Origin of the sequence: Rhizobium sp. BK049, assembly GCF_014193135.1 — a bacterium.
GTDB lineage: Bacteria > Pseudomonadota > Alphaproteobacteria > Rhizobiales > Rhizobiaceae > Rhizobium.
This window is the reverse complement of the sequence record NZ_JACHYV010000021.1, coordinates 71,980-97,397: the sequence shown is the minus strand read 5'-3', so window position 1 is coordinate 97,397 and position 25,418 is coordinate 71,980. Positions and strand designations below refer to the sequence as shown.

21 protein-coding genes and 1 pseudogene are annotated in these 25,418 nt (G+C 62.0%); 14 read left to right on the top strand and 8 right to left on the bottom strand.

The window, feature by feature from the left end:
* Positions 1-37: 37 nt before the first annotated feature.
* Genes FHT70_RS21135 through atzF form a run of 6 tightly spaced genes read left to right on the top strand, consistent with a single transcriptional unit; the run spans position 38 to position 8,513 of the window.
* The gene (locus FHT70_RS21135) at positions 38-856 is read left to right on the top strand and encodes an ABC transporter permease subunit (protein ID WP_183704607.1); all 819 of its coding nucleotides are present in this window, start codon (positions 38-40) and stop codon (positions 854-856) included.
* Complete coding sequence (locus FHT70_RS21130; protein WP_183704605.1) at positions 853-1,677, top strand: ABC transporter ATP-binding protein; 825 nt, start codon at positions 853-855, stop codon at positions 1,675-1,677. Before FHT70_RS21135 ends, FHT70_RS21130 begins: the two co-directional genes overlap by 4 nt.
* Positions 1,674-2,495 (top strand): urea amidolyase associated protein UAAP1, encoded by an 822-nt coding sequence (locus tag FHT70_RS21125; protein ID WP_183704603.1) that lies wholly within the window; start codon positions 1,674-1,676, stop codon positions 2,493-2,495. Before FHT70_RS21130 ends, FHT70_RS21125 begins: the two co-directional genes overlap by 4 nt.
* Before the next feature lie 10 nt (positions 2,496-2,505).
* Positions 2,506-3,156, top strand: coding sequence for an urea amidolyase associated protein UAAP2 (locus FHT70_RS21120; protein ID WP_183704601.1), 651 nt, complete (start codon positions 2,506-2,508; stop codon positions 3,154-3,156).
* Between the two features lie 2 nt (positions 3,157-3,158).
* Positions 3,159-6,698: an urea carboxylase gene (gene uca, locus FHT70_RS21115; protein ID WP_183704599.1), complete on the top strand. Its 3,540-nt coding sequence runs from the start codon at positions 3,159-3,161 to the stop codon at positions 6,696-6,698.
* Between the two features lie 3 nt (positions 6,699-6,701).
* Positions 6,702-8,513 carry an allophanate hydrolase gene (gene atzF / locus FHT70_RS21110; RefSeq protein WP_183704597.1) on the top strand — a complete coding sequence of 604 codons (1,812 nt, stop codon included), beginning with the start codon at positions 6,702-6,704 and terminating at the stop codon, positions 8,511-8,513.
* A gap of 249 nt (positions 8,514-8,762) precedes the next feature.
* Here the strand turns inward: atzF and FHT70_RS21105 are convergent, their stop codons facing one another.
* Positions 8,763-9,455: a GntR family transcriptional regulator gene (locus tag FHT70_RS21105; protein ID WP_183704595.1), complete on the bottom strand. Its 693-nt coding sequence runs from the start codon at positions 9,453-9,455 to the stop codon at positions 8,763-8,765.
* A gap of 338 nt (positions 9,456-9,793) precedes the next feature.
* Between FHT70_RS21105 and FHT70_RS21100 the strand changes: the two genes are divergently transcribed.
* The 7 genes from FHT70_RS21100 to FHT70_RS21070 all read left to right on the top strand — a co-directional run bounded on the left by FHT70_RS21100 (position 9,794) and on the right by FHT70_RS21070 (position 16,366).
* Entirely contained in the window at positions 9,794-10,921 is a 1,128-nt protein-coding gene (locus tag FHT70_RS21100; protein WP_183704593.1) for a BMP family ABC transporter substrate-binding protein, read from the top strand.
* A gap of 21 nt (positions 10,922-10,942) precedes the next feature.
* Positions 10,943-12,073: an ABC transporter permease gene (locus tag FHT70_RS21095; RefSeq protein ID WP_183704591.1), complete on the top strand. Its 1,131-nt coding sequence runs from the start codon at positions 10,943-10,945 to the stop codon at positions 12,071-12,073.
* Entirely contained in the window at positions 12,073-12,999 is a 927-nt protein-coding gene (locus FHT70_RS21090) for an ABC transporter permease (protein ID WP_097598876.1), read from the top strand. Before FHT70_RS21095 ends, FHT70_RS21090 begins: the two co-directional genes overlap by 1 nt.
* A 104-nt stretch (positions 13,000-13,103) precedes the next feature.
* Positions 13,104-13,805: an isochorismatase family cysteine hydrolase gene (locus FHT70_RS21085; RefSeq protein ID WP_088682443.1), complete on the top strand. Its 702-nt coding sequence runs from the start codon at positions 13,104-13,106 to the stop codon at positions 13,803-13,805.
* Positions 13,802-15,352 (top strand): ABC transporter ATP-binding protein, encoded by a 1,551-nt coding sequence (locus FHT70_RS21080; protein ID WP_183704589.1) that lies wholly within the window; start codon positions 13,802-13,804, stop codon positions 15,350-15,352. The genes FHT70_RS21085 and FHT70_RS21080 overlap by 4 nt, the downstream gene beginning before the upstream one ends.
* Entirely contained in the window at positions 15,352-16,020 is a 669-nt protein-coding gene (locus FHT70_RS21075; RefSeq protein WP_183704587.1) for a cysteine hydrolase, read from the top strand. The genes FHT70_RS21080 and FHT70_RS21075 overlap by 1 nt, the downstream gene beginning before the upstream one ends.
* Positions 16,013-16,366: a cupin domain-containing protein gene (locus tag FHT70_RS21070; RefSeq protein WP_085780951.1), complete on the top strand. Its 354-nt coding sequence runs from the start codon at positions 16,013-16,015 to the stop codon at positions 16,364-16,366. Before FHT70_RS21075 ends, FHT70_RS21070 begins: the two co-directional genes overlap by 8 nt.
* 185 nt (positions 16,367-16,551) lie before the next feature.
* On the opposite strand, the gene FHT70_RS21065 is transcribed toward FHT70_RS21070, so the two are convergent.
* Positions 16,552-18,669, bottom strand: coding sequence for a carboxy terminal-processing peptidase (locus tag FHT70_RS21065; RefSeq protein ID WP_183704584.1), 2,118 nt, complete (start codon positions 18,667-18,669; stop codon positions 16,552-16,554).
* Positions 18,670-18,901: 232 nt separating this feature from the next.
* On the opposite strand from FHT70_RS21065, the gene FHT70_RS21060 reads away from it, so the two are divergent.
* Positions 18,902-19,201, top strand: coding sequence for a hypothetical protein (locus FHT70_RS21060; RefSeq protein WP_183704582.1), 300 nt, complete (start codon positions 18,902-18,904; stop codon positions 19,199-19,201).
* Between the two features lie 141 nt (positions 19,202-19,342).
* On the opposite strand, the gene FHT70_RS21055 is transcribed toward FHT70_RS21060, so the two are convergent.
* From FHT70_RS21055 to FHT70_RS21030, 6 genes and pseudogenes are all read right to left on the bottom strand, one after another.
* A complete protein-coding gene (locus FHT70_RS21055) occupies positions 19,343-20,665 on the bottom strand; it encodes a type II toxin-antitoxin system HipA family toxin (RefSeq protein ID WP_183704580.1) in 1,323 nt (440 codons plus the stop codon).
* Positions 20,655-20,939 carry a helix-turn-helix domain-containing protein gene (locus FHT70_RS21050; RefSeq protein ID WP_085781272.1) on the bottom strand — a complete coding sequence of 95 codons (285 nt, stop codon included), beginning with the start codon at positions 20,937-20,939 and terminating at the stop codon, positions 20,655-20,657. The genes FHT70_RS21055 and FHT70_RS21050 overlap by 11 nt, the downstream gene beginning before the upstream one ends.
* Before the next feature lie 278 nt (positions 20,940-21,217).
* Positions 21,218-21,571, bottom strand: a pseudogene (locus FHT70_RS21045) (alpha-glucosidase/alpha-galactosidase); the annotation flags it as partial.
* 35 nt (positions 21,572-21,606) lie between these two features.
* Positions 21,607-22,806 carry a mandelate racemase/muconate lactonizing enzyme family protein gene (locus FHT70_RS21040; RefSeq protein ID WP_183704578.1) on the bottom strand — a complete coding sequence of 400 codons (1,200 nt, stop codon included), beginning with the start codon at positions 22,804-22,806 and terminating at the stop codon, positions 21,607-21,609.
* Positions 22,807-22,821: 15 nt separating this feature from the next.
* A complete protein-coding gene (locus FHT70_RS21035) occupies positions 22,822-24,183 on the bottom strand; it encodes a mandelate racemase/muconate lactonizing enzyme family protein (protein WP_183704576.1) in 1,362 nt (453 codons plus the stop codon).
* A 66-nt stretch (positions 24,184-24,249) separates the two neighbouring features.
* Entirely contained in the window at positions 24,250-25,416 is a 1,167-nt protein-coding gene (locus FHT70_RS21030) for a mandelate racemase/muconate lactonizing enzyme family protein (RefSeq protein ID WP_183704574.1), read from the bottom strand.
* Positions 25,417-25,418: the final 2 nt, after the last annotated feature.

The following is a 25,418-nucleotide window of genomic DNA, read 5'->3' as shown; positions in this document are numbered from 1 at the left end:
GCCCGCGCTTCCTCCCTTCATCAGCGGAGCATTTCCCATGCGTTGGATCAACACGAGGCCGAGCCGGGGCGCCCAGTTCGCCTTGACGATGCTGCCCTTCGTGCTGCTCGCCCTTGCCTATGCCTTCGGCTCGGCCGCGCGACTGGCGGATAACGCCAATGACAAGCTTCTGCCGAGCCTTGCCGGCTTTGCCGACGCGATCAATCGTCTGGGCTTCGTCGCCGACCCGCGTACCGGTGAATTTCTGCTCTGGTCGGACACGGGCGCGAGCCTCATCCGCCTGCTCTCCGGCCTCGGCATTTCGACTGCGGTGGCGCTCGTTATCGGCATGCTGATCGGCATGCTGCCCTATCTCAGGGCGCTGCTCGCGCCTTTCATCGCCGTCATTTCCATGGTGCCGCCGCTGGCGCTGCTGCCGATCCTCTTCATCGTCATGGGACTTGGCGAGACGTCGAAGATCGCCCTCATCGTCATCGGCGTCGCGCCGACGATGATCCGCGATCTGGCGCTGAAGGCGCTGGAATTGCCGCGCGAACAGATCGTCAAGGCCGAGACGCTCGGCGGCTCCTCCTGGCAGGTCGGACTGCGCGTCGTGCTGCCGCAAATCCTGCCGCGGCTGATCACCTGCCTCAGACTGCAGCTCGGCCCGGCCTGGCTGTTCCTGATCGCAGCCGAAGCGATCTCGTCGGATTCGGGTCTCGGTTATCGCATCTTCCTCGTCCGCCGCTACCTGTCGATGGATGTCATCTTCCCCTATGTCGTCTGGATCACCCTGCTTGCCGTGGTCATGAACGCCCTGCTCGACCGCCTGCGCATCGCCGTCTTCCCCTGGTCGGAGCTGGAGAAGCAGGCATGAGCGAACTGAAGATCGAAAGGGTCTGGAAGGAATATGGCGACCAGATCGTGCTCGAAAACGTGTCCTTGACCGTCGCCTCGCGTGCCTTCGTCGCCCTTGTCGGACCCTCCGGCTGCGGCAAGACCACCTTCCTGCGGATGCTGCTCGGACAGGAGCAGCCGACAAAGGGCAAGATCCTGCTCGACGGCGAGCCTCTGCCGTCGGAGCCAGGCCCGGACCGCGGCGTCGTCTTCCAGCGCTATTCCGTCTTTCCGCACCTGACGGTGCTCGGCAACGTGCTGCTCGGCAAGGAATTTTCCGCGGCGCATTACAAGGCCAGGCTCTTCGGCGCCGCACGCCGCAATGCGATCGAAGAAGCGCGCCAGTTGATTGCCGAGGTCGGGCTCGCCGGTTCGGAGAACAAATATCCGGCCCAGCTTTCCGGCGGCATGCAACAGCGCCTGGCGCTCGCCCAGGCGCTCATCATGAAGCCGAAGGTGCTGCTGCTCGATGAACCCTTCGGCGCGCTCGATCCCGGTATTCGCGCCGAAATCCACACGCTGATGAAGCGACTCTGGCATGAAACGCAGATGACCGTCGTCATGGTTACCCATGACATGCGCGAGGCCTTCACGCTCGCAAGCCGCGTCGTCGCCTTCGAACGCCGCCGCGACCGGCCGGAAGAGAAGGAGCGTTACGGCGCCACCATCACCAACGATATTGCCATCTGGCCGCCGCGCCTTGCCGGGCAGCCATCGATCTTCAGCCCCGACCCGGACGGCCCGGTCGCTTCCCTGGGGCACAGCCGGGACGACCTGGCACCATCAGGAGAGACGCTATGATGCATGTGAGACGATCGCCCGAAGAAATTGCCGCCAATCGCGCGCGTTACGAGGAGCACCAGAAAAAGGGTCTGGAATTTGCGCCCAAGGCCCTGCCCGGTCCAAGCCCGCTGCCGGCGCCGGCCATCGAAGCCGCCGCGATCATCCATCAGGAGACCATCCCCGGAGGCTGGTACTGGTCGACAAAACTCTTGCGTGACGAGGCGATCCGCATCGACCAGGGCGAGGGCAATTCCACCGTGGCGCTCATCGCCTGGAATGCCGAGGATGCGAGCGAGCGGATCAATCTCGTCGACACCGCCAAGGTCCAGTGGACGACTGCGCTCGGCAAAGGGCGTGTGATCTTTTCCGACATGGGCCGCGTCATGTTCTCGATAATCGAGGACAGTTCCGGCGCCCATGACTGCCTGATGGGCGGCTCGACGGCGGCGTCGAACGCCGCGAAATATCCCGGCGAGAAGACGCGCAACACCCGCGACAACCTGATCCTCATCGCCGTCAAGCTCGGCCTCGACAGGCGCGATATACCCGGCATCCTCAATCTCTTTGCACCGGTCCGCCTGGCCGAGGCCGGTGGTTTCCGCTGGCAGGGCAAGCGCTCTAACAGCGGCGATTACGTCGAACTGCGCGCCGAGATGGACATGCTGGTCGGCTTTTCAACCTGTCCGCATCCGCTCGATCCCGATTCAACCTATCAGCCGAAGTCCGTCGTCATCACCCGCTACAAGGCGGCAGTCCCGGCTGCTGATGATCTTTGCCGCGCGGCAACGGCCGAAGCCGTGCGCGGTTTCGAGAACAACGCCCTGATGCAGGCCTGAGGAGAAGACGATGTCCGATTTCATCCAGACCTCCCCTGCCCGTACTGTTCAGAATGCTGTGCAGGATCATTTCATTCCGGCCGAAGCCCCATGGTCCGGCGTCGTGCGCAAGGGTCAGACGATCCGCATCGAAGACAGTTTTGGCCAGCAGGCGATCGACACGCTCTTCTATCGTGCCGACGATTTCGCCGAGCGCTATTCCAATCAGGATACGATGCGCATGCAGGGCGCCGCCTATATTGGCATCGGCACGAAGATCATGTCGAATGAAGGCAGTGTCATGCTGACCATGACGGCTGACAGCTGCGGCCGCCATGACACGTCTGCCGGCGCCTGCTCCTGCGAGAGCAATACGGTGCGCTTCGGCCATGGCACGAAATACCTGCATGCCTGCCGCGACAACTTCGTCCTCGAGGTCAGCAAACACGGCATGAGCAAGCGCGACATCGTGCCCAACATCAATTTCTTCATGAACGTGCCGATCAAGCCGAATGGCGAGATGACCATCGTCGACGGTATTTCGGCGCCTGGCGACTATGTCGAACTGGTCGCGGAAATGGACGTGCTCTGCGTCATCTCCAATTGCCCGCAGATCAACAACCCCTGTAACGGCTTCGATCCGACGCCGATCCGGGTGCTGATCTGGGACGGCGAGGCCTGAGCATGTTCAAGAAAGTCCTGATCGCCAACCGGGGCGAAATCGCCATGCGCGTCATCAAGACGCTGCGACGGATGGGCATTGCCTCCGTCGCGGTCTATTCCGATGCCGACCGCTTCGCCAAGCCCGCTATGATGGCGGATGAGGCGATCCGTCTCGGGCCGGCGCCGGCCAGCGAAAGCTATTTGAATGTCGACGCCGTCATTGCCGCCTGCAAGGCGACGGGGGCCGAGGCAGTGCATCCGGGCTACGGCTTCCTGTCGGAAAATATCGGTTTTGCCGAGCGCCTTGCCGCCGAAGGCATCACCTTCATCGGCCCCCGGCCCGAGCACCTCTCTGCCTTTGGCCTGAAGCATACGGCCCGCGAACTCGCAAAGGCGAGCGGCGTGCCGCTGTTGCCCGGCACGAGCCTGCTTTCGAGCGCCGATGAAGCGCTCGCTGCGGCCGAAGAAATCGGCTATCCCGTGATGCTGAAAAGCACGGCCGGCGGCGGCGGCATCGGCATGCAGCTCTGTGCCGATGCCGAAAGCCTGAAGGCGTCCTTCGAAAGCGTACAGCGTACGGCGCGGGCAAGCTTCGGCGATGCACGCGTCTATATCGAGCGTTTCGTGGCCGAGGCACGGCATGTCGAAGTGCAGATCTTCGGCAACGGCCAAGGCAAGGTCATCGCGCTCGGCGAGCGCGATTGCTCGCTGCAGCGGCGGAACCAGAAGGTGGTCGAGGAGACCCCGGCCCCCGGACTTTCGGCCGCGACCCGCGCCCGCCTGCATAAGTCGGCCGTCAATCTTGGTGCCGTGGTCTCCTACGAGTCCGCCGGCACCGTGGAATTCATCTACGATCCCCAGCGCGATGAATTCTACTTCCTTGAGGTCAACACCCGCCTGCAGGTCGAACATCCCGTCACCGAAGCTGTGTTCGGCATCGATCTCGTCGAATGGATGATCCGTCAGGCGGCCGGCGAGGACGTACTCTCGGGCGCCGAGGCCCTGCAGCCGAAGGGAGCGGCGATTGAAGTGCGTGTCTATGCCGAGATGCCGCATGCCGATTTCCGCCCGAGCGCCGGGCTGCTGACGGAGGTGTCCTTCCCGCAAGATGGGCGCATCGACGGTTGGATCGAGACCGGCACCGAGGTCACGCCCTTCTACGATCCGATGCTCGCCAAGGTGATCGTGTCAGCCGAGGACCGCCCGGCGGCGATCGAAAAACTGAAGGCGGCACTTGCCGAAACATCGATATCGGGCATCGAAACCAATCTCGACTATCTCAGGGCCATAGCCAGCTCCGAACTTCTGGCGAGCGGCAAGGTGGCGACAACGGCGCTGCGCGACTTTTCCTTCGTGCCTGATGTCATCGAGGTGATTGCGCCGGGCGCGCAATCGAGCATTCAGGAACTGCCGGGCCGGCTTGGCCTCTGGCATGTCGGCGTGCCGCCGAGCGGTCCGATGGATGAGCGCTCGTTCCGCCACGCCAACCGTCTCGTCGGCAATGGCGACAAGGTCGCAGCCCTGGAGCTGACGGTTTCCGGCCCGATGCTGAAATTCCATACCGATACGACGGTTGCCCTTGCCGGCGCCAGGATGGCGATGAGCATCGACGGCGTGAATCTGCCGCATGGCAAGGCGGTGACCATCCGCGCCGGCCAGGTCCTCGTCATCGGCAGCATCGATGGACCGGGGCAGCGGGCTTACCTTGCCGTGGCCGGCGGCTTTGCCGCCCCCGTCGTGCTCGGCTCGCGCGCCACTTTCGGTCTCGGCCAGTTCGGCGGCAATGCCACCGGCACGCTGAAAACGGGGCATGTGCTACATCTTGCCCGCCAGGCGGCGGCCGAAGTGCCGAAGCCGGCGACGGAGCCGGCAGAGCTGACGCGCGAATGGCAGGTTGGCGTCGTCTACGGCCCGCATGGCGCGCCTGATTTCTTTCAGGACGGCGATATCGAGATGTTGTTTTCGACCAGCTACGAGGTGCATTTCAATAGCGCCCGGACCGGCGTTCGGCTGATCGGTCCCGCGCCGAAATGGGCGCGCAGCGATGGCGGCGAGGCTGGCCTTCATCCCTCCAACCTGCATGACAATGCCTATGCGATCGGTGCGATCGATTTCACCGGCGACATGCCGATCATTCTTGGGCCTGACGGCCCGAGCCTCGGCGGCTTCGTCTGCCCGGCGGTGATCGCCCGAGACGAACAATGGAAGATGGGCCAGTTCAAGCCGGCTGATCGCATCCGCTTTCATCCCGTCGCTCGGTCCGAAGATCCCATCGCCAGTCCGGCGGTGCATCGGGCGAAACAGGATGCCGGCTCGCCTATCGTCGGTAAACGTGACAACGGGCCTGTCTCCGTCGTTTATCGCCGCCAGGGCGATGACAACCTGTTGGTCGAATACGGGCCGATGACGCTCGATATCGCCCTGCGGCTGAGGGTGCATCTGCTCATGAAGGCCGTCTCGCAGGCCCGTCTGCCCGGCATCATCGATCTCACGCCCGGCATCCGCTCGCTGCAGATCCATTATGACGGCACGACGGTAACCCGCAAGCGCCTGCTCGGCCTGCTGGCCGAAATCGAAGCGAGCCTGCCGGCGGCCCAGGACGTCACCGTGCCGAGCCGCATCGTGCATCTGCCGCTTTCCTGGAACGACCCGGACGCGGAACTTGCGATGCGCAAATATCAGGAACTCGTGCGGCCGAATGCGCCTTGGTGCCCTGACAACATCGAGTTCATCCGCCGCATCAACGGGCTGGCAGACGAACAGGCCGTGCGCGACGTCGTCTTCGATGCGAGCTACCTCGTGCTCGGCCTCGGCGACGTCTATCTCGGCGCACCGGTGGCGACCCCGGTCGATCCGCGCCATCGGCTGGTAACGACGAAGTACAATCCCGCCCGCACCTGGACGCCTGAAAATGCCGTCGGCATCGGCGGGGCCTATATGTGCATCTACGGCATGGAAGGACCCGGCGGCTACCAGCTCTTCGGGCGCACCATCCAAGTCTGGAATACCTGGCGCCAGACGCCGGTCTTTGCCAAGGGCAAGCCGTGGCTGCTCGACTTTTTCGATCAGATCCGCTTCTTCCCGGTCAGCCATCAGGAATTGGCGGAAGCCCGCAGCGCCTTTCCGCATGGCGGTTATCCCGTAAAGATCGAGGAGACGGAATTTTCCTACGCCGCCTATGAGCAGGAATTGCAGGCGAATGCCGCCTCGATCGCGACCTTCAAGGCACGCCAGCAGGCCGCCTTCGACGCCGAACGCCAGCGGTGGAAGGAGGCGGGTCTCGACAGCTTCGTTACCGACGAAGGCACCGGCGAAAGCCCGGATGGGGACATTCCCCAAGGCTGCTTCGGCGTTGCAAGCACCGTGCCCGGCAATATCTGGAAACTGCTGGTCGAGCCGGGCGCACCGGTTGCGGCCGGCGACACGCTTGCCATCATCGAATCCATGAAAATGGAAATCAACGTCACCGCACATGCGCCAGGCCGTGTCCGCGATCTGCGCGCCGGGCCCGGACGAAACGTCAAAGCGGGCGATATCATTGTTGTTCTGGAGGAGTGCTGACCCATGCTGCCGACCATTCTTGATCTGACCAGCCTTCGCGCAGCCTATGAGGCAGGCAAAAGCCCGCTCGATATTATCGAGATCGTCATTGCCCGTCGCAATGACGCGACGGATCTCGCTATCTTCATCACGCCGGCGCCTGATGAAGCCTTGCGGGCCGAGGCACGAGATCTGATGGAACGGGCGCCTGATCCCAACAGCCTGCCGCTTTGGGGCATTCCCTTCGCGGTGAAAGACAATATCGACGTGGCGGGACTGCCGACGACAGCCGCCTGCCCTGCCTTTTCCTACCGGCCGGAGACGGACGCAACCGTCGTTGCGAGGCTGCGGGCTGCAGGCGCGATCGTCATCGGCAAGACCAATCTCGACCAGTTCGCCACCGGTCTTAACGGCACGCGCTCGCCCTACGGAGCCCCACGCTCGGTCTTCGACAAGAACTATGTGTCGGGCGGCTCGAGTTCCGGCTCGGCGGTTGCCGTCGCCTCGGGCCTGGCAAGCTTCGCGCTTGGCACTGACACGGCCGGCTCCGGTCGCGTGCCGGCGGCTTTCAACAATCTCGTCGGCATCAAACCGACTCCGGGGCTGGTGCCAAATGTCGGGGTCGTGCCGGCCTGCCGCAGCGTCGATGTCGTCACCATCTTTGCCCCGACGGTCGGCGACGGCGTCGCGATCCGCAAGGTGATGGAAGGTTACGATGCCGCCGATCCCTTCTCGCGCAAGGCGGTTCCGGCCAGCCTGCCAGCCTCCGGTCTGCGGATCGGTGTGCTCGACGGAGCCGAGCGGGAATTCTTCGGCAACAGGCAAGTCGAAGCTCTCTATGACGCCGCGATCGAAAGGGCGCGCGCACTCGGTGCCACCATCGTTCCCTTCGACTATGCACCATTTCGGCAGGCAGCAGAGCTGCTCTACAACGGTCCCTGGGTCGCCGAGCGGCTGGCGGCGGTGAAGGATTTTCTGGCCACGAATGGCCCCGACTTCGATCCGACGGTTCGCACCATTATCGAGGGCGCGAAAGCCTATGACGCCGTCGCCGCTTTCGAAGGCAGATACAAGCTCGAGGCGCTGCGTCAGAAGACCGTGAAGGAATGGGAAAAGGCTGATATCCTGATGCTGCCGACCTCGCCGACCACCTACACGGTCGACGAGATGATGGCGGATCCGATTGTGAAAAACGGCCATTTCGGCCGGTACACCAACTTCGCCAATCTTCTCGGCTGCGCCGCGATCGCCGTTCCAGTCGGCTTCGACGCCGACGGTCATCTCCCGGCCGGCGTGACTCTGATTGGTCCGGCCTTTACCGATGACGCTCTTGGCCCCTTCGCCGATGCCATGCACCGTGCCGCGAACGCCGGCATGGGCAAGGACCGCCTCTCGGCAATCCCCGAGGCGATCCGCGTGCCGTCGGAAGATGACGGCTTGGTGCCAATTGTCGTCGTCGGGGCGCATCTAAGCGGCATGCCTCTCAACCACGAACTGACGCGACCGGGCGGCAGGCGCATCAAATCCTGCCGTACTGCACCGGATTACCGCCTCTTCGTTCTGCCGGGCACCGTCCCGCCGAAGCCAGGCCTGATCCGTGAACCCGGTTTTGACGGCAAGGGTCTCGAAGTCGAGGTGTGGAAAGTCACTCCGGAGGCTTTCGGGCGCTTTGTCCAGAACATCCCGGCCCCGCTCGGCATCGGCAAGGTCACGCTCGATGACGGTTCCCAGATTCCCGGTTTTCTCTGCGAGGCTCATGCCATCGAAGGCGCGCGCGAAATCACGGAATTGGGGGGCTGGCGCGCCTACGTCTCAGATCAAATGAAAAGAGCATGAAACATCGTCTCAAAAAAATCCTGCTGGCGATACTTGCGGGCCTTGAGGCACGAAGTGCTTCAAGGCGGTTCGGCCACCGCAGGATTTCATGACAAGGCGGGGCCGAGACGATATCGCATTTGCTATAATTTTTGCTTCGACGCCTGAGGGCGATCGCGGACAAGAAGTTCGCTGCGTTATGGACAAAGGCCAGCCCCTGCAGTTGCGGCGGCCATCGCTGTCCGCTTGTCGCAGATGACCTGCAAGATTTCAGGTGCCTCGCGCGCTCGGCTCTCCGGTTGTTGCAAACACCGCGCTCGCATCGCTGACCATCACAACGTGGGAATAAGCTGCCTGTGCGGCAGCGATGCCATCCGCTCGCATGACGGCCATCACGATCCGACCGTGTTCCTCGTAGGACCTTGCCAAGCGACCGGGCAGCCGAAACTGCGCCCGCCGAAATGGGGCGAGCCGTGCCCGTGTCTGCGTCACCATCTCAAAGATGTGATCATTATGCGCCCCGCGATAAAGGCGGGTGTGGAACTCCGTGTTATGCGCCGAATACTCCTCTTCCGCGCCGGCATGCACGAGCCTCATTGTGGCCTTATGCTCCAACTCCAACGTGCGCCGCTCGTCGACTGTCATACGCTCGGCCGAGAGCCTCGCGCAGATCGCTTCGAGTTCCGCCATCGCCTCGAACATCGAATGAAGATAGGTTTCGGTCACGGTGGTGACGACGGCGCTGCGGTTCGGCTTCCGGTCGACAAGCCCCATCGCCCCGAGTTCACGGAGCGCCTCGCGCACCGGTGTGCGCGACACTTCGAAACGAGCAGCCAGCGAGACCTCATCAAGCTTCTCGCCCGGCAGCATCTGTCCGGTCACGATCATGTCCGCGATCGCCCGCACCATCTGCTCGACGGTCGTCCCCGCTCTGATGATTTCTCTGCGCCTGATTTGCTTCAAGGAATGATTCTACATTTTTATGATTGCATACACATGCCCGCTCAAGCTGGCAAAGTCAAACATCAGTATATATGATTGATGTATCTAGCAAAAATGTATTCTGCACCATCGGATTCCCAACACTTCCAACCCAGCGACCGAGATGTCGGACGATTTTATCGGCTATGCATATTTTTTCATCTAATCTCAAGATGAAATTGCATGCACTTCTTGGATATCGGCCGCAGGCGTGACAATTTCACTCGTGAAATCAATATAATAAAATCTGGCATGACCATTGCATACACTTTTCTGTAACCAATCGAAAACGGCAAAACTGCCGTCAGGGGAGCATTCCGATGACCAGACTCCTTTCCATGAAACGACGTCATTTTCTTCAGGCTTCCGCCGCCGCCACTCTCGTCGGCGCGGCGCCCGGTCTCCTCTCCTCCCGCGCACTCGCGCAGACGGCCCTGACCGTCGGCTTCGTCTATGTCGGTCCCAAGGATGACTATGGCTACAACCAGGCGCATGCAGAGGGTGCTGCCGCCGTCAAGGCGGTGCCCGGCGTCACCGTCGTCGAGGAAGAGAACGTGCCCGAGACGGTGGACGTTCAGAAGACGATGGAATCGATGATCAATCTCGATGGCGCCACCCTGCTCTTCCCGACCTCCTTCGGCTATTTCGATCCGCATATGCTGGCCATGGCCGCCAAACATCCGGACATCCAGTTCCGCCATTGCGGCGGGCTATGGCAGGAGGGCAAGCACCCCGCCAATACCGGCTCCTATTTCGGTTATATTTTCCAGGGCCAGTATCTGAACGGCATCGCTGCCGGCCATGCGACGAAGAGCAAAAAGATCGGCTTCGTCGCGGCCAAGCCGATCCCACAGGTGCTGCAGAACATCAATGCCTTCCTGCTCGGCGCACGCGCAGTCGATCCGACCATTACCTGCCAGGTGATTTTCACCGGCGAATGGTCGCTTGCGGTCAAGGAGGCGGAAGCCACCAACGCGCTGGTCGATCAGGGCGCGGACGTCATCACCTGCCATGTCGACAGTCCAAAGGTGGTCGTGGAAACCGCCGCCGGCCGCGGCGCCTTCGTCTGCGGCTACCACGCCAATCAGAGCCCGCTTGCGCCGGAGAAATACCTCACGGGCGCTGAATGGGCCTGGGGCAATGTCTATGGCGACTTCGTCAAGAAGGCGCAGGCCGGCGAAAAGCTCGGCAATTTCGTGCGTGGCGGCCTGAAGGACGGTTTCGTCAAGATGAGCGCGCTCGGCCCCGGCGTTTCCGAAGCGGGCCGCAAGGCATTCGAGGCGACGCATGCCGAAATGATGAAGGGCGGCTTCTCGGTCTTCAAGGGGCCGCTGAAGGATAACAAGGGCAACACCGTCGTCGCGGCCGACAAGAGCTACGCCGAAGACGCGATCGAGCTCGAAAGCATGAACTATCTGGTCGAGGGCGTCGTCGGATCCACGGCGTAAACCGCGTGAGGGAGAAGCGCCATGACCGTTCAGGCCAATGATCCCGCAATATCAGTCGCTTCCGACAACCCAGCCGCGCTGCGCCCCGTGCTCGAATGGATCGCACGCAGGGCCGAACCGGTGGTCATCGGCCTTGCGGCCATCCTCATCGGGCTCGGGCTCTTCTCCCTCTTCATCCTGGCGATCGGCAAATCGCCGGCCATGCTCTTCCAGCTCATGTATACCGGCGGCTTCGGCAGCTGGTTTTCGGTGCAGAACAGCTTAAGCCGTGCCGCACCCCTTCTCCTGACGGCACTCTGCGTCGCCCTGCCCGCCCGCCTCGGCCTCGTCATCATCGGCGGGGAAGGAGCGGTCGTGCTGGGCGGCGTTGCCGCCGCAGCCATGGCCATGCCGCTCGTCGGCGCGGCCCCCGCGTTTCCCGCTCTTGTTCTGATGGCGATTGCCGCCATGGTCGTCGGCGGCATCTGGATCGGCCTTGCCGGCTTCCTGCGCCATTACCGCGGCGTCAACGAAACCATTTCTTCGCTGCTGCTCTCCTATATCGCCATTGCCCTGATGAACCAGTTCGTCGAGGGGCCGCTACGCGATCCGGCCAGTCTCAACAAGCCCTCGACCAAGCCGCTGCCGCCCGAATACATGCTCGGCAACATTCCCGGCATGGATGTGCATTGGGGCCTCGTGATCGGCATGCTCGCCTGCATCCTCTCCTGGATATTGATCGAGGTGACGAGCTTCGGTTTTGCGGCACGCATCGCCGGAGGCAATGTGCGCGCCGCCCAGATCCAAGGTCTGCCGGTCGGCAGGCTGATCGCAGGCTTTTCCGCGATCGCCGGCAGCTTCGCAGGTCTTGCCGGCATGATCGAGGTCGTGGCCGTCCAGGGGAGCGCCAATGCCTCGCTCGCCGCGGGTTATGGCTATACCGGCATCCTCGTCGCCTTCCTCGCCCGCCACAATCCGCTGGCGATCATCCCGGTCGCCATCCTGCTCGGGGGCATCGATGCTTCTGGCGGCCTCATCCAGCGCCGCATGGGCCTCCCCGATGCCACGGTGCTGGTGCTGCAGGGTACGCTCTTCATCATCATCCTCTTCTGCGAGACCTTCTACGGGCGCTTCAAGATCTTCAATCCCGACATCTGGAAAAGGAGCCTCTGATGGAAGAGACGGGCATCGGCATCTGGGGCGTGCCGCTCGCGATCCTGGCGGGCGCCATCCGCGTATCCACCCCCTTCATCTTCGTCAGCCTCGGCGAGACGATCACCGAGCGCTCCGGCCGCATCAATCTCGGCCTGGAAGGGACGCTCGTCTTCGGTGCGATGACGGCCTACGCCGTAGCCGTCATGACCAACTCGCCCTGGCTCGGCGTGCTCGCCGCGATGGCGACCGGCGCCATCTTCGGTCTCGTTCACGGCTGGATCTGCAAATGGCCGAAGGTGAACGACATCGCGATCGGCATCGCCATGATGCAGTTCGGCTTGGGCCTCGCCTTCTTCCTCGGCAAGTCCTTCATTCAGCCTGCAGCGCCGCATCTGCCGTCGATTCCCTTCGGTTTCTGGTCGAGCCTGCCGCAGATCCAGGCAGCGCTGAACATCAATGTTCTCTTCATCCTGGGGGCCTTGCTGGCCTTCACCCTCTGGTGGGCCTTCCGGAATACGCGGCTGGGCCTCATCCTGCGCGTCGTCGGTGACAGCACGGATGCGGCGCGCGCCATGGGCATCAATCCGGATCGGGTGCGCCTGCTGGCCACTGCCGTCGGCGGGTCGCTGGCGGCGATCGGCGGCGCCTACCTATCGCTCTATTATCCCGGATCGTGGAACGAGGGCATTTCTTCAGGCCAAGGCCTGATGGCCGTCGCACTCGTCATCTTCGCCCGCTGGAACCCAATCGGCTGCTTCCTCGCCGCGCTGCTATTCGGCGGCGCCGGTGCGCTCGGGCCGGCGTTGCAATCGATCGGCGTCACCCAGGGCTATTATCTCTTCTATGCCGCGCCCTACGTGCTCACCCTCGCCATCATGATCGCGACCTCCTCACCGACACGTTCGCTTGCCGGTGCGCCGGGGGCGCTCTCGCTGACGAAGTGAGGCGGGAGCAACTGATGTCCAACCGCGGCGCATTGAACGGATCGAAACGGTCGAACCGCGGCAGCAAAACATTCAAACTTCCGGGTGAATAGGAGAAGAAGACGATGGACGCCATGGTTGAGACCAAAGGACATTATATCGACGCCGATCCCTATCCCTGGCCCTATAACGGCGCACTGCGCCCGGACAATACGGCCCTCATCATCATCGACATGCAGACCGATTTCTGCGGCAAGGGCGGTTATGTCGATCACATGGGTTACGATCTGTCGCTGGTTCAGGCGCCGATCGAACCGATCAAGCGCGTGCTGGCCGCCATGCGCGCCAAGGGCTACCACATCATCCACACCCGCGAGGGTCATCGCCCCGATCTCGCCGACCTGCCGGCCAACAAGCGCTGGCGTTCACAGCGCATTGGCGCAGGCATCGGCGATCCTGGCCCGTGCGGACGCATCCTCACACGCGGCGAACCCGGCTGGGACATCATTCCTGAACTCTACCCGATCGAAGGCGAGACGATCATCGATAAGCCCGGCAAGGGCTCGTTTTGCGCCACCGACCTGGAGCTGATCCTCAACCAGAAGCGCATCGAGAACATCATCCTCACCGGGATCACCACCGACGTCTGCGTTTCAACCACGATGCGCGAGGCGAACGACCGCGGCTTCGAATGCCTGCTGCTGGAAGACTGCTGCGGCGCGACCGATTACGGCAATCATCTCGCTGCCATCAAGATGGTGAAGATGCAGGGCGGCGTCTTCGGCTCCGTCTCCAATTCCGCAACGCTCGTGAGCCAGCTGCCATGAGCACGATCCGCGACACGCCACTCCCGCAGGCCGGCAAGGCCGTCGGCATCGATACGATAGACATGACAATGCGCTTCGGCAGCTTCACCGCGCTTGACCATGTCTCGATCAAGGTGCCAGCCGGTAGTTTCCATGCGCTGCTCGGCGAGAACGGCGCCGGCAAGTCGACGCTCGTCAAATGCATCATGGGTTTCTATCACGCGACAGCGGGCTCGCTCTCCATCGATGGTCGCGAAGTGGCGATCGCATCGCCAAGGGAAGCGGCGACCTATGGCCTCGGCATGGTCTATCAGCACTTCACGCTGGTCCCGTCGCTGACGGGTGCCGAAAACCTCGTCATCAGCCGCGCCGAAGTCCCTGCTGTCATCAACTGGGCGAAGGAGCGGAAGGATCTTGCCGCCTTCATGGAGCGCATGCCCTTTCAGATTCCGCTGGATCGCCCGGTCAGCGAACTGGCCGCCGGCGAGAAACAGAAGCTCGAGATCGTCAAGCAGCTCTATCTCGGCCGCTCCTTTCTGGTCCTCGACGAGCCGACCTCGGTGCTGACGCCCGCAGAAGCCGACGAGATGCTCGGCCTCGTGCGCGGGATGACGCAGCGCGGCGAACTGACCGTGCTGATGATCTCCCACAAGTTCCATGAGGTGACGAAGTTTGCCAATGCTGTATCGATTCTGCGGCGCGGCAAGCTTGTCGGCTCTGGAAAAGTCGGGGAAGTCTCCACGGCCGAGATGGCGACGATGATGATCGGCGACGTCAAGCTCGCCGAGCTCGACAGCCGCGTTCCCACCCCGCAGAGCGTCAAGCCGGTCCTCAAGGTCGAGCAGGTCAAGGCGCCTGACCGCTCGGGTCTCAAGACCATCGAAATCGACGAGCTCATGGTTCACGCCGGCGAGATCGTCGGCATCGCCGGGATATCAGGAAATGGCCAGAAGGAATTGACCGAGATCCTCGCCGGCCAGCGCCCAACGGAGACCGGCCGCGTTATCGTCAACGGCGACGCCTACCGCGCGACACGGCCCGAGACGCGCAAGAACAATGTCCGTTTTATTCCCGAGGAGCCGCTGCAGAATGCCTGTGCGCCGCGCATGACGGTCAGCGAAAATCTCGCCTTTCGAACGTTTGACCTCAAGGCAGATGGCAAGGACGCGATCTGGCTGAACAAGGGCAAGATGAGGAAGCGCGCCGCGGCGCTGATTTTCGATTTCAAGGTGAAGACAGCCTCGTCTGCCTCGCCGATCGCGGCACTTTCCGGCGGCAATGTGCAGCGCGCCGTGCTTGCCCGTGAACTCACCGGCAAGGTGGATCTGCTCATCGTCTCGAACCCGTGCTTCGGCCTCGATTTCTCGGCCGTCGCCGAAATCCGCGCCCGCATCATGAAAGCGCGCAATGCTGGCGCTGCCGTGTTGCTGCTCTCCGAGGACCTCGACGAGCTGCTGGAGATGTCCGATCGTATCATGGTGATTTCCGAAGGTAGGCTGGTCTACGAAACGCCGGCCCGCTCAGCCGACATCGGCGTGATCGGCGCCCATATGGCGGGGCATCACTGATGGCGGAGATCAAGGCAGAACCCTTCGCCTTTCCGGTGAAGCACGACCAGCTCGCCCTGATCGTCATCGACATGCAGCGTGATTTCGCCGAGCCCGGCGGCTTCGGCGCCAGCCTTGGCAATGATGTCAGCCGCATCACCAGGATCGTGCCCGATGTCAAACGACTCATCCAGGGCTTTCGTTATGCCGGGCTGCCGGTCATTCACACGATGGAATGCCATCGGCCCGATCTTTCGGATCTGCCGCCGGCGAAACGCGACCGCGGCAATCCGACACTCAGGATCGGCGACGAAGGCCCCATGGGCCGCATCCTGATCTCCGGCGAGCCAGGCACAGCAATTCTGCCGGAGCTTGCTCCGGTCAAAGGCGAGGTCGTCATCGAAAAACCGGGCAAGGGCGCCTTCTATGCGACCGAGCTCGGCGAAGTGCTGCAGCAGAAAGGTATCAAACAGCTGGTTTTCGCAGGCGTGACGACCGAAGTCTGCGTGCAGACCACTATGCGTGAGGCCAACGACCGCGGCTATGAATGCCTGCTCGCCGAGGAGGCCACGGAAAGCTATTTTCCGGAGTTCAAGGCCGCAGCCATCGCCATGATCCGCGCCCAGGGTGCAATCGTCGGCTGGACGGCTCATGTCGACGCCATATTGGAAAGCATCGCCCATGCCTGAAACAACCCGCGAATTGCTGACCTCGGGTGGCTGGAAGGATCTCGAGTTCGGTCCCTTCCGCGATCAGGTGACGATCCACTGGATCCGACCCTTTGAGGGTGATCAGCCAGGAGTAGCGCTGCTGAAATATGAAGCCGGCGCCGGCGTTCCCCGCCACCGGCATGAGGGGCTCGAAACCATTCTCGTGCTCGACGGAGTGCAATCGGATGAAGCGGGCGATTACGGCCGCGGCAGCTACATTGTCAACGGGCCCGGCACCGAGCACTCGGTCTGGAGCGAAACCGGCTGCGTCGTCCTCATCCAGTGGGACCGGCCCGTCAGAATACTGGAAGAGAAAACAGTATGAAGCAAACGATACCACCGCGCGGCCGGGATTGGCAGATCGATGGAGTTGATAAAACTTCCGCTTCCGGTTCCAGCCCCCTTAGAATGACTTGCAGTTGAGCAGATTCGAACTGTCGTTAAACGGACATCTCGCATCATCACCGGTTAGCGCATTCCAAACGACATAGTGCAGTTTATCGGCGCCGCCTATTTCTGCTCCGCCTTTCCCGACGGCTTCGTGGCTGCCTCTACAGCGCCGCCCTGCAAATCCGCCTCGTCCCCGACAATGGCGGCGGCCTCGTAGAGCAGGACGTCCTTCGCCTTCTTGCGGGCATTTTCCATGGCGATATCGGCGCTCAGGCTGCGCTCATCCGCCTGCAGGCCGTCGTCGCCGGCAAGATCGTCGCCATCGCCGGCTTCGGCGCGCGCCTTGAACCGTGCTTCCCGGGCGGCCGCTTCCTTGCGGCGTTCGGCTTCGTTCAGGGAAACGACGCCCTTCTCGCGCTGCGCCTTCAGATCGGCGATGTCCTGAAGCAGACGCTGGAAATCCTGATCGCCCTTGACCCGCGCATCATGGCGGCTCTGCAAAGCCGGCAGCAATGCCGTAACATCACCTTCCGGCGCATATTTCGCCGGCTTGATCTCCGCCCATGGCAGGGCATTGTCATAACTGGTCTCGCCGAAGTTCGCCAGATCCGACAGTCCCGGCAGGCTGATATCGGGGGTAACGCCGCGCAGCTGCGTCGTGCCGCCGTTGATCCGGAAAAACTGGGCGATCGTCACCTTCAGCTCGCCGAATTCGGGTTTGCTGTTGTGCACCACCTGGTCGAGATCGACGACCGTCTGAACCGTGCCCTTGCCGAAACTCGGCTCGCCAATGATCACGCCGCGGCCATAATCCTGGATCGCCGCGGCAAAGATCTCCGAAGCCGAGGCCGAGCCGCGGTTGATCAGGACGCCCAACGGGCCTGTCCAGGCAGGCATTGTCAGGTCGGCGCTCTTGATCTCGATCTTGCCGTTGCCGGCGCGCTGCTGAACGACCGGGCCCTTGCCGATGAAGAGGCCGGTGAGATCGATCGCCTCATCAAGCGAACCGCCGCCATTGTTGCGAAGATCGATGAGAACGCCGTCGACCTTTTCCTCGCTCAGTTCGCCGAGAAGCTTGGCGACATCGCGGCTGGCGCTCTTGTAATCCTTGTCGCCCTTGTTCTTGGCTTCAAAATCCTCATAAAAGACCGGCAGGGTGATGATGCCGATCTTGCGGGTGGTCTCGCCCGCCTTCACCGACAGCACGGTCTTCCTGGCGGCCTGCTTGTCGAGGCTGATCTTGTCGCGCACCAGGCTGACGACGCGATGCACGCCGTCGGCGCCGGCATCGGCCGGCAGGATGTCGAGCCGCACCACCGAGCCTTTCTTGCCGCGGATCATCTGCACGACCTCATCGAGACGGGTGCCCACCACTTCCTTGATCGGCCCGTCCTTGCCCTGGCCGACGCCAGTGATGCGGTCGCCGACGGCGAGCTTGCCGGAGAGCTGCGCCGGCCCGCCAGGCACGAGTTCGCGGATCGTCGTATAATCGTCCCGCTCCTGCAGAACCGCGCCGATGCCGAACAGCGACAGCTTCATCGAGACGTTGAAATCGGCCGAAGCAGTCGCACCGAAATAATCCGTGTGCGGGTCGATCGAATTCGAATAGGCGTCCATGAAGGACTGGAAGACGTCGTCGCTCTTGAACTTGTAAGCGCGCTCGAGCGTGTTCTCATAGCGTTTGTCGAGCGTCTCGCGAATGGCCGCATCGTCCTTGCCGCCGAGCTTCAACCGCAGCCAGTCGTTTTTGACGCGCTTGCGCCAGAGATCGTTGCGTTCGGCTTCCGACTGCGGCCAGGGCGCCTTGTCGCGCAGCACTGCATAATCTTCCTTGCCGCTGAAGTCGAAGCCCTGCTTGAGCAGGCTGCGCGCATAGGTCATGCGGTCGACGACGCGCCGTTCATAGGCGTTGAAAATGGCAAAGGGGATCTTCAGGTCCTGCCGCTCGATGGCGTCGTCGATCTCGTTGCGGTCAGCCATGAACTTGTCGATGTCGGCCTGCAGGAAGAGCATGCGGTCGGGATCAAGCGACTTGATGAACTGATCCATCACCCTCGCCGAGAGAGCATCGTCGAGCGGAACCGGCTTGTAGCTGTATCGCGACAGAAATTGCGCGCTCAATTCAGCCGCCTGGGCCTGCCGCGTCAGCGGCTTCAAGACGGGTGGCGCTGCGACCTCGGCATAGGCGGACGGGGCGAGTGCAAGAAATGCACCGAGAAAAACATAGGCTATGCGCATTCAGTCTTGATCCAATTCTTAAGGCCGAGGGTGGATGTATGAACTAAGTGAGGCAATTGTGGTTTTTTGGCAAGCAGGTGAGAATTGTTGGCCGGCGAAGCCAAAAAAAACGATCCGACAATGAATATTGCGACGGCGGGCAAGCCCGCACCCCCCTGCGCTCGCAAAGTTTGGGTTGACCGCTTTCGGCGGCGAGGCGACAGTTGAGCAGCAGCAAGGCAGGAGGAACATGATGGACGAGCAAGACCGCTGGCGCCAGATGGCAAGCGCACCGAGAGACGGCAGCCGCATCCTGGTGACGATCCGAGCATCCGAACAGGGGCCGGCGGAAGTCGACCTCGCCTACTGGTCGCATGGCGATCAGTTCGGCGGAGAAGGCTGGCGCGCCTCGGATTCTTCGCCCGGGCACATCATCGAATATGCCGAGCCGGAGTTGAAATGCTGGATGCCGATGCCCTCTGCCAATCGCGCCTCGATGCCCTCGCCCTGGGAAGGCGACGACGACGAGCAGCTCGACGGGTCGGGGATTTAAGGAGCCAGACAGTTATCCCAACGAACACAGCAGCTACAACAGCACCGCAGTCCAGAGGCGGTCTGCTCCGCAGTCCATGACACGGCCGAGGGAGCGAAGGAAGGCTTCAGGCCATGCGCCTCTTTTGAGCCGCGGTCAGCGTCAGGCGCCTCCGCTGGCGATCAGGGATTCGCGCGCGGTGCGGAATGCGTCCTGCAGTGCCTTGTGGTTTTCGAGGCCTTCGAGGGCATAGCTGTTGAGAAACTGACGCGCGGCGAACAGTTTGCGGTCGACGGGGCTTAGTTCGGCCTCGTCGCAGACCTCTTGCCAGTGTTCGGCGATGGTCGTGATCTGGTGTTCGATCAGCGCGCCGGCTTCCGCCTCTTTCAGGTGATAGTCGGGCGCGGCAGCGAGCAAGGTGGAGAGCGTGCTGGCGCGGCTCTCGCCCTTGATCAGCATCGCCTGCGTGGCTTCGTTGCCTGTGCGGCCTTGCGGGCAGATGTCATAAGCGGGGGTCAGGGTCAGCCCTTTGCCCTCCCAGAACGCCGCATGGTTGCGAGCATGGTCGTCGGTGTTCCCGCACAACACGTTGAAGCATATCCGCCCGTAGAGCTCCTTGAGCGTGTCCTTCGGATCGGTGAAGCGGTGGCGGATCAGTTCGGCGAGGTCTTCGTAGGAGGCATAGCGGGCCATCATCTCATCAAGGCCCAGCATGGTCAGTGCCGAGACCATGGCGTGGCGCGTCCAACCGTTTTTGGTGTGGCTGCGGTCGAAGCGCTCGATCAGCAGCACGTCCTTTTGCGCGGCACGGGTCATGGAGACTGAAGCGGCGTTGAGACCGCACGCAGTCGCCAGCTTCATCGCGATGAACTCGGCCTTCACAACGCTGTAGGTGTCGTTGGTCGCCGAGAATTTCGCGATGAACTTCTTCGTGTCGTCGTCGATTAGCGCCTTTGGACGCGCGCCACCGATCGAGGTGCCGTGATTAAGGGCCTGGTCGAGTGCCGAAGTAAGAGGGACGCCTTTTTCGATGAGTTCGGCCGCTTCGAGGAGTTCGTCGAGCGAAGCTTGCGCGGTAAGGCGGGGGACGTACTCCGTGGCCGATGCCTGAAAGTCGAGGGCGCCAATCCGGTCGGAGCCTGACTGGAGCAGGAAGGTCAACTCGCTGATCTCCGGCACGCCGGCAGCGTCGGGTTTCTTACCCGTCAGCCTGTTGATGATGACACGGCGGCCCCAGGCGTCCGGCGAGCCGTCGCGAATGCAGCTTGCCATTTGCAGGCCGTTGATAGGCGCAATGACGCCTTCCTGAAGCGGCAGTTCCGGTTCATAGATGGAAATAGCGTTGTTCCGGCGGCGGTAGCTGGCGCCGTAGGTATAGAGCAGGCGCTCGCCATCCTGGTCGAGGCGGCCGGCCACGACTGGTTCCGTCGCCCCCGGCAGCCACATCCAGACAAAGGCTTTGGTAGCGTCCGCCTTAGAAGTCATCATCGACCTCCTTCACACTGTGGCGGACGCTCTTCGGCATCAGGGTCAGTTTTTCGTCAAGGCGGGCGTTGTGCAGGTGGAGAGTGCGTTCGTCATAGTCGAACAGGCGCACACCGACGATTGAGGCGACTTCGAATACGATGCCGATCTCCGGGCCCGGCGCGCCTTTTTCGATGCTGGACAGGGTCGTGCGGCTGATGCCGGCGCGGTTGGCTAGTTCCTGTGCGGTCAGGCCGCGCTCGGCGCGCCCGACGCGGATCAGCTTGCCGAGCATGGTGAGCGCCTGGTGCGTGACTCTGGAGTAGCTTCTCTGACGGGGCACGATTATACCGCTTTGTTCATTTGACTGGACGTGAGGTCATGTCATGTCTAGAATTTTGTACATTTTGCTATGCGGGTGGCGTCTTGTCAAGATTGTTCATTTGATTGGTCACAAAGGTAGCTCGCGGCCATAATTTTGAACATCAGGTGCCGGGCCGCGGCGGAGCGATAGAGTGGAGGGGCGGTTTGGGACGGTGGTGCCCGGCCAATGGGGCGAAATCTGCGGGGCGGCTGCGTGGACGGCGTCACCTCGATCTCAGCGCTAAGATACGCCTCGGCCTGACCCTTCCAGCGTTCGATCTGCACGATGCAGCGCTTCGGATAGTCATCGAGCGGAATGCCGAATTTCTCGATCAGGTCCTCGCGGCCGGCGTGTGTTCGGCGAAGTGCTCCGAGCTCTCGGTGACGAAATAGCCGAGCCGCGTCAGCATCTCGTAGCGCACCTTGTTCGGGCAGCGCGGATTCCAGCCGGGCTTCGGCACCCTGCCCTCACGATAGGCGCGCAAGATAGAGGTTGCGGTAGGAGCCGTCGGCCTGGCGATGCTCGAACTTGAGATAGAAGGCCATGTGGTTGATGCCGGCGGCGCCCGACAGCATAGACACGGCAGGTGGATGGTGGTTCAGTCGAAAAAGCCCGCGTCCTCTTCCCTGAGGTATTTCTTTGCCGCCTCAGCATCGATATCGAGACCCAGCCCAGGCGCTTCCAGTAGGTCCACCATGCTGTCCTTCACGATCTGCGGCGGCAAGCCGATGACAAGGTCCTCCCACCAGGGGTCCGAAGCAGTCGGATATTCGAAAGCGACGTAATTCGCCGGCAATGTTGCGCAGACATTGATCAACGCCCCGAGGCCGAGCAGGCCGTTAGCGGTGCCGTGCGGTGCCATCAGGATCGAGTGCATGTAGGCGTGCTCGGCGACCCATTTGAGCTCGGCAATGCCGCCAATATCGGCTGGATCGGGGCCGATGACGCGGACTGCCTGCGTCTCGATCAGTTCCTTGAAATTGTGCCTGAGGTAGATCTGCTCACCAGTGTGGATTGGCGTCGAGGTGGAGGTCGTCAGCTCCCGATAGGCCTGCGGATTGACCCACGGCACGTAATCGCCGGTCAGCATGTCCTCGAGCCACATCAAATTGTACTTTTCGACGGCGCGAGCGAACCTGATCGCATCCGGCAGCATCCAGCCCGGACCGCAGTCGAGCGCCAGGCTGACCTTGTCGCCCAGCACTTCTTTCATTGCTATCACGCAGTCGAGCATGTGGTTGAAACCCCGCTCGCTGATCACGCCCTGATCCATGGCGCCGTGATAGCCGGCCTTCTTCTGGGTCACGCCGTAATGGAAACCCTCGATGGTGTCCTTCATGTTGGAATGGAAGGAGATTCCCTGCTTGATCATGAAGAAGTTCTGCGGCTGCTCCAACATCCATCTGACGTCGGCGGCGTAATCCTCCGGCCGATCGCCGGTGCGAACCTGGCGGACCGAGCCGTTGTAAACGCGCACCTTGTCACGCACCTTGCCTCCGAGCAGTTTATAGACGGGCACGCCCGCGGCCTTGCCAGCAATATCCCACAGCGCGTGCTCGATGGCGCTCACCGCCGCGCCGTACGGCTTGAAAGAGCCGCGTTGACGGATCTTCAGCATCACTCTCTCGACATCGGTCGGATCCTCGCCGATCAGCGCCTCGCGGAAATGCAGTACAAAGGGATTGAGGTATGACTTGGTGAATTCGACTTCGCCCAGGCCATAAAGGCCCTCGTCGGTAACGATGCGGACGATCGGGTGTCTGCCGATAACGGCACAGCGCAGGTCGGTGATCTTCATCTCAGGTCCGTCCGTTCAACTCCAGGTGCGATCCCAGGAATACTCATCGTCCCAATGATCGGTAGGCTCCCAGATGCCGGTGACCCCCGGCTGCAGATGCTGCGAGATCACCTCGTCGACCACGTCGTCAATCCCGAGGCCGGGCTTGTCCGAAACAGTGATAAAGCCGTCCTTTACCAGCGGCTTGGGAAGGCCAGTGACGATATCGTCCCACCAGTCCACGTCGGCGGAGTGGTATTCGAGCGCCATGAAGTTTTCGGTCGCCGTCGCGACGTGTGCGGCGGCCATCGCGGCGATTGGACTTTCTGCCATGTGTATGGCCATGGCGACACCATGGTCCTGCGCCATGTCGCCGATCTTCTTTGTCTCGAGGATGCCCCCGGTGGTGAGCAGGTCCGGGTGGATCACGGAGACGCCGCCGCTCTTGAGCAGAGGCTCGAAGCCTTCCTTGAGGTATATATCCTCGCCGGTGCAGATCGGCACCGTGGTGGCGTCCTGGAGTTGTCGGTATTGCTCGGTATACTGCCATGGGATCACATCCTCGAGCCAGGCCGGCACATATTTTTCGATCCGCCTGGCAAGGCGGATGCCATTCTGCATCGAAATATGGCCGATATGGTCGATCGCCAGCGGTACATCCATGCCGATGACCTCACGCACCTCGGCGATGTATTGCTCGAGCAGATCGAGGCCCTTGTCCGAAAAGTGCAGACCGGTAAACGGGTGCGGGACGTTATGCAGATCGTACGAAGCATTGCGGATCCGCCGCTCTTCTATGGTCTTCAGCGGCCCCCGAACGGGGCTGGTTCGGTACCCTTCCAGTGAACCGGCAGGAAAGACGACCGCACCGGGCACATCAGCGATCTGCATCAGACCCAGATCCATCTTGAGGAAGGTGAAGCCGAGTTCCATGCGCTGCTTGAGGCGCTTGCCGGTTGCGGTGCCGCTCGCCACAGCGGCGTCGGTATCGCAATAGAGGCGCACTTTCTCCCGGAAACGCCCGCCAAGCATCTGGTAGATCGGGACGCCATAGGCTTTTCCGGCAAGATCCCACAAGGCGATTTCAACCGCCGATACGCCGCCACCTTGCCGGCCGTGGCCACCGAACTGCTTGATCCGGCGAAACAGGCGGTCGATGTCGCAAGGATTTTCGCCAAGCAACCGGCTCTTCAGCATCAGTGCGTAGGTGGCGCTTGCACCGTCGCGCACTTCGCCCAGCCCGACGATGCCCTGGTTCGTGTGAATCTTGAGCAGCACCGAGGCGAAAGGCGCTCCGGTAATTTCGGCTACCCGCATGTCGGTGATGCGAAGGTCTGACGGCCTTGAATGCGTGTTCACCCGATTGAGCGCCTCGTCGGCCGAATATGCCTCTGGCATGACTTTTCCTCGTTCTGGTGGGGAGCTCATCGCCGCGGACGCTGGGGCGGCTGAGAGCGTTGCTGGCTAGTCGAGCTCTATCTCATGGTTTTGGAGGTATTCGCGGTTCATTTCAACGCCGAGACCCGGCTTGGGCGTAAGAGTGAGGCTGCCGTTAGAAACATCGAGCGGTGTGTCGATGAGGTGATCGTATTTGCCGAGGTTCCACTCCGACGTTTCGAGTTTGTAGAAGTTGGGAACGGTCATCATCACCTGCGCTCCGGCAACCACGTTGATCGGCCCTGCGGCGTCATGCGGTGAGACGGGGATGTAGTAGGCTTCGCACAGGGCAGAAATCTTCTTGAGTTCGGTAATGCCGCCGGTCCAGGTGACATCGGGCATGATGTAGTCGGCGAGCCTGTTTTCGAGCACCGGCACGAAATCCCATTTCGTGTGGCCGCGCTCGCCCCAGGATATAGCGGCGCTGACCTTCTCACGAACCTGCCTGAGGGCATTGAGGCTCTCCGGTGGACAGGGTTCCTCGAACCAGTCGATCTGACCGGCTTCCTCGAGACTGCGGCAAAGGCGAATGGCAGTGGGAACGTCGAACCGGCCATGCGCATCGATGAGGATGTCGACATCAGCGCCCGCCGTTTCGCGGATGAGGGCGGTGAGTTCGGCGGCCTCACGCTCATCCTTGCGCGTCATGCTGCCATCGAGGTAGCCGTTTCGTTGTTCGCGAGCCAGTCCACCAGAGGCGATGCCCTGGTATGGGAAAGGATCGAACTTGAGCGCGGTGTGACCGGATTCGACGATATCTCGAATTTCCCTGACCACCGCCTCCTTGCTCGTAAACTTGGCCTGGTTGGGATGGGTGTAGAGCGCAATTCGGTCGCGTACCGGTCCGCCCAGGAGCTCGTATATCGGCTTGCCAAGGACTTTGCCCCGGATGTCCCAGAGGGCTATGTCGATGGCGCTGACGCATTCGACGGCGGCGCCGCGACTGCCCATGTAGGTGAAGCTGCGGAATATCTTGTGCCACAGATACTCGATGCGCGCCGAATCCTCACCCGTCAAAGCGGCGCCGATCTGCCGCAAGATCGTGCACAGGGCCCGATTGGCGAGCCTTGTCGTGGTGGTGATCTCTCCCCAGCCGCTCACTCCCTCGTCGGTCGTCACTTCGACAAATAGAAACTCTCCCCAGTAAGAAGCATCCGATCTGATGAGCCACGGCCGAACGCTGGTGATTTTCATCT